Origin of the sequence: Roseisolibacter sp. H3M3-2, from assembly GCF_029211165.1 — a bacterium.
Taxonomy (GTDB): Bacteria; Gemmatimonadota; Gemmatimonadetes; order Gemmatimonadales; family Gemmatimonadaceae; genus Roseisolibacter.
Window position 1 is genome coordinate 1 of record NZ_JARGEK010000359.1, and the last position, 4,829, is coordinate 4,829.

The window sequence follows — 4,829 nt, forward strand, 5'->3', positions numbered from 1 at the left end:
CCCAGCGCCACCGCGCGCGCCCCGCCGGCGGCGTGTCGGCCAGCACGCCGGCCAGCACCGCCTCGGCGCGGTCGAAGGTCGCGTCGTCGGGCGGGTGCCAGACGGCCGGCGCGACGTCCGGGAGCGCCGCCGCGAACGCGCGCAGCACGCGCGCGGGCCGGTCGGCGGTGTAGTGGCCGTACAGCCCCCAGTCGACGTGCCGCGTGCCGACGCGGGCGTGCGTGGCGCTCACCCCCTGGGCGATGGGCGCCACGCGGCGATACGACAGCACGAAGCCGACGGTCACGCCCACGGTCACCGCGGCGAGGAGCGACGCGACGCCGTTCGCCCAGTACGCGAGCTGCGGCGGGCGCCCCGGCACCCGCAGCGCCGCGTCGCGGGCCACGATCGCGAGCAGCACGACGTGCGCGGCGACGTGCGTCCCGATGAACGTCGCGATCACCGCGTCCTGCCGGCGGATCGGGATCGGGATCTCCTCCCACGCCACCTCGTCCACGGCGCCCGCCGGGGCCCGGCGCTCCGCGCGCATGCTGCGCCGGGCGACGACGAAGCCGACGGCGGCGCCGACGAACGGCCCGATGGCCGCGGGGACGGTGGTCCAGACTCAGAGGGGGATCGCGCGCACCGTCCGAGTATCGGCGGCGCCGGCGGGCCCGACAAGTCCGCGCGCCGCTCCGTTCCGTGAGCGTTCGGCGAACGTGCGGCGGACGTGCGCGGACGTGCCGACCCGGCGCGGTCAGCGCGGCGGGCGCCTCCGGAAGCCGAGGGCGAGCAGGAACGCGAACACGGTCAGCAGCATCAACAGCAGGATCGCACGCATCGGGGTCGCTCCGTGTCGTCGGTCAGACGTTGAACTTGAACAGCATCACGTCCCCGTCCTGCACGACGTACTCCTTCCCCTCGCTGCGCACCGACCCCTTCTCGCGCGCCCCCTTCCACCCGCCGTGCCCGACGAACTCGTCGTAGCCCACCGTGTCGGCCTTGATGAAGCCGCGCTCGAAGTCGGTGTGGATCACGCCCGCCGCCTTGGGCGCCGTGTCGCCGCGGTGGATCGTCCAGGCGCGCACCTCCTGCTCGCCGGCCGTGAAGTACGTCTGCAGCCCGAGCAGGTCGTAGCCGGCGCGGATCAGCCGGTCGAGCCCCGCGCTCTCCAGCCCCAGCGACGCCAGGAAGTCGGCGCGGTCGCCCTCGGGCAGCTCGGCCAGCTCGCTCTCGATCTTGGCGGAGAAGGGGACCACCTGCGCCCGCTCGCCGCCGGCCGCGATCGCCGCGCGCAGCGTCCCCAGGTGCGCCCCCTCGGCGCCGGTCAGCTCGGCGTCGGTGACGTTGGCGGCGTACAGGATCGGCTTCACCGTCAGCAGCGACAGCGGCTGCAGCACCGCCAGCTCGTCGCCGGTGAGCTTCGCCTCCCACAGCGCGCGCCCGTCCTTCAGGAAGCCGTGCGCCTTCTCCAGCACCACCGCCTCGGCCTTCGCGTCGGCGTCGCCCGTCTTGGCCGTGCGGCGCGCGCGGTCCAGCCGCTTCTCGACCGTCCCGAGGTCGGCCAGCGCGAGCTCGAACTCGATCACCTCGCGGTCGCGGGCCGGGTCGACGGAGCCCATCACGTGCAGCACGTCGTCGTCGTCGAAGCAGCGCACGACGTGCACGATCGCGTCGGTCTCGCGGATGTTGGCGAGGAACTGGTTGCCGAGCCCCTCGCCCTGCGACGCGCCCTTCACCAGCCCGGCGATGTCGACGAACTCGACGACCGCCGGCACCGTGCGCTGCGGCTTCACGATCTCGGCCAGCCGGTCGAGGCGCGAGTCGGGGACGTTGACGCGCCCGACGTTCGGGTCCTTGGTCGCGAACGGGTAGTTCGCCGCCAGCACGCCGGCCGAGGTGAGCGCGTTGAAGAGCGTCGACTTGCCGACGTTCGGGAGACCGACGATGCCGATCCGGAGCATGGACTGGGGGACTACGCGTTGGCGTTGTGTTTGTTCATCGCCGCCAGGGTGCCCTCGCGCAGCCACGTCGCGCACGCGTCGACGAGCTTCGGCAGGAGGGCGCCGACTTCCTGGCGCTCGATCGGGTCGAACGGGGAGAGCACGAACTCGGCGAGGTCGCCGAGCGCGCGGTCGTCGGACGGCCTCGTGCCGATGCGCAGGCGCGGGTACGCCTGCGACCGGAGCGTGTGCTCGATCGACTTGAGGCCGTTGCTGCCGCCGGCGCTCCCCTGCGGGCGGACGCGGTAGCGCCCCACGGGGAGCGCCACGTCGTCGCACACCACGAGCAGGTCGGCGGCGGGGGCCCAGAAGGGCTGGCGCAGGTAGGGGCGCAGGGCGTCCCCGCTGCGGTTGTAGTACGTCTGCGGCTTCACGAGGCGCACCTTCGCGCCGTCCACCAGGCCGGCGGCCACCAGCGCGTCGCCGGCGGGACGCCAGCCGTCGAAACGCCAAACGTCGGCCAGGTGGTCGAGGACCCACCAGCCGACGTTGTGGCGCGTCGCCTCGTACTCGCGCCCGGGGTTCCCCAGGCCCAGGAGTACCTTCAGCGGATCACTCCTCGGCCTTCTTCTGCCGGATGACCTCGGGCTCCGCCGTCGCCGCCGCGTCGGCGTCCGACGCCGCGCTCTTCGAGCCGGCCACCGAGCACACCGTCGCGTCGCCGTCCGTCAGCGCCGTGGCGCCCGACGGGAGCTGCAGGTCGCGCACGTGGATCGGGTGCCCGATCGTCAGCTTCGAGATGTCGACGTCGATGTGGTTCGGGATCGACGACGGGTCGGCCGAGATCGAGAGCTCGCGCAGGACCTCCTCGAAGATGCCGCCCTGCTCGCGCACGCCCGGCGCGGTGCCCACGAACACGAGCGGCACGCTGACCGTCACGCGCTCGCCGGCCACCAGCTCCTGGAAGTCGACGTGCAGGATGGTGCGCTTGACCGGGTGGCGCTGGATCTCGCGGATCAGCGTCCGCGCGGTCCCGCCGCCCAGCCCGAGCTCGACGACCGTGCTGGCGGCCGAGATGTGGCCGAGCAGGCGCTCGAGCTCGCGCGCGTCGACGGTCAGCGCCTCGGCGGCGCGGTTGTGGCCGTACACGACGGCGGGGATGCGGCCGGCCGCGCGCAGCTTGCGCGCGACGCCCTTGCCGGTCTCCGAGCGGCGCTCGGCGCCCAGGGAAGCGGTGGCCATCGGGAGGTCCTCTATCCGGAAAGTCGATGTCGTGGAACGGGTTACCCTCGGCCGTGGCACCGGATTGCCGGCGGCCGCCTCTCACCCGCAGCCTCGAAACCTAAAACCCGAGGACGGGAGTCGCTACTGCGGGAGGCGAAAGAGCGGGAGTCGCGACCGCGCACTGCGCAGTGACGACTCCCGCTCTGCCGACTCCCGCAGTAGCGACTCCCGCCCCTGAGGACCCCGGCTCAGTCGAAGAGGCTGGAGACCGACTGGTCGGAATGCGTGAACCGGATCGCCTTCGCCAGCAGCTCCCCCACCGACAGGACGTGCAGCGACGGGAAGCGGCGCTCGGCCGAGATGTTGATCGTGTCGGTCACCGTCACCTCGGCGATCGGCGCCTGCTCCAGCCGCTCGCGCGCGGGGCCCGACAGCAGCGCGTGCGTCGCGCACACGTAGACCTCGCGGGCGCCGAGCTTCGTCAGCGCGCGCGCCGCCTCGGTCACCGTCCCGGCCGTGTCGATCATGTCGTCGACCAGCAGGCACGCCCGCCCGTCCACGTCGCCGATCACGTTCAGCACCTCGGCGACGTTCGCCTTGGGGCGCCGCTTGTCGATGATCGCGAAGCCGGCGTCGAGCTGCTTGGCGAAGCCGCGCGCCATCTTCGCCGCGCCGACGTCGGGCGCCACCACCACCAGGTCCGCCAGCTTCTTCTTCCGGTAGTGGTTCACCAGCACGGGCCGCGCGTACAGGTGGTCGACCGGGATGTCGAAGAAGCCCTGCAGCTGGTGCTGGTGGAAGTCGATGCCGAGCACGCGGTCGGCGCCGGCCGTCTGCACCATGTTCGCCACCAGCTTGGCGCCGATCGCCACGCGCGGCTGGTCCTTGCGGTCCTGGCGCGAGTAGCCGTAGTACGGCATGACGACCGTGATGCGGGCGGCGCTCGCCCGGCGCGCGGCGTCGATCAGGAGCAGCAGCTCCATGATGTTCTCCGCGGGCGGGTTCGTCGGCTGGACGATGAAGACGTCGGCGCCGCGGATGTTCTCGTCGAGGCGCACGAAGATCTCGCCGTCGGCGAAGCGCGTGCACGTCACGCGGCACAGCTCGAGCCCGAGGTGGCGGCTGATCTCCTCGGCGAGCGGGCGGTTGCCCGTGCCGGAGAGGAGCTTGTAGCCGGGCTTCGCGGGCGTCGTCGGCTCGACCACGGCGGGCTTGGGGAGCACTAGGGAGGACACCGGAATCTCTACGGGAGGGAGCGGTATTGCCCCGCGTGGATTCGAACCACGATCACCGCATCCAAAGTGCGGGGTCCTGCCGTTGAACGACGGGGCAAGCGGGCGAAGTCTAGCCGGCCGCCAGAACCGGAGCAACGCGCGTCGCGGTGCGCGTCTCGACCCACGCGCCCCCCGACGGAACGACGCCGGCGGGCGCGTCGCCGTCGGTGACGAGGAACACCGTCGCCCCCGATCCCGACATCCGGACGATGGCGGCCGCGTCATGCGCCGCGTGCGCCGCCAGCGCCGCGTGCGCGGCGGCCACGTCGGGGCGCGCCGCGAACACCACCGACTCGAAGTCGTTGGCCGCGACCGCCGCGACCGCCGACCACCCGGCCAGCGCCTCGGGACGCCACAGCCGCGGCTGCGGCACGCCGCCGCCCGCCGCGCGCGCCGCCGCCAGCGCGCG

5 protein-coding genes, 1 tRNA gene and 1 pseudogene are annotated in these 4,829 nt (G+C 73.2%); all 7 read right to left on the reverse strand.

Annotated features, from left to right (window positions below):
- Nucleotides 1-529, reverse strand: a 529-nt coding sequence (locus PYV61_RS20980; RefSeq protein ID WP_275835304.1) for a hypothetical protein, incomplete at its 3' end; no start/stop codon positions are given.
- A 313-nt stretch (nucleotides 530-842) separates the two neighbouring features.
- The gene (gene ychF, locus PYV61_RS20985) at nucleotides 843-1,943 is read right to left on the reverse strand and encodes a redox-regulated ATPase YchF (RefSeq protein ID WP_275835306.1); all 1,101 of its coding nucleotides are present in this window, start codon (nucleotides 1,941-1,943) and stop codon (nucleotides 843-845) included.
- An 11-nt stretch (nucleotides 1,944-1,954) separates the two neighbouring features.
- Nucleotides 1,955-2,530 carry an aminoacyl-tRNA hydrolase gene (pth, locus tag PYV61_RS20990; protein WP_345785275.1) on the reverse strand — a complete coding sequence of 192 codons (576 nt, stop codon included), beginning with the start codon at nucleotides 2,528-2,530 and terminating at the stop codon, nucleotides 1,955-1,957.
- A gap of 4 nt (nucleotides 2,531-2,534) precedes the next feature.
- Nucleotides 2,535-3,164 (reverse strand): 50S ribosomal protein L25/general stress protein Ctc, encoded by a 630-nt coding sequence (locus tag PYV61_RS20995; protein ID WP_275835308.1) that lies wholly within the window; start codon nucleotides 3,162-3,164, stop codon nucleotides 2,535-2,537.
- 230 nt (nucleotides 3,165-3,394) lie between these two features.
- Entirely contained in the window at nucleotides 3,395-4,381 is a 987-nt protein-coding gene (locus tag PYV61_RS21000) for a ribose-phosphate pyrophosphokinase (protein WP_345785274.1), read from the reverse strand.
- A 26-nt stretch (nucleotides 4,382-4,407) separates the two neighbouring features.
- Nucleotides 4,408-4,478 (reverse strand) — tRNA-Gln (locus PYV61_RS21005).
- Between the two features lie 12 nt (nucleotides 4,479-4,490).
- Nucleotides 4,491-4,829: pseudogene (locus PYV61_RS21010) on the reverse strand (hypothetical protein); the annotation flags it as partial.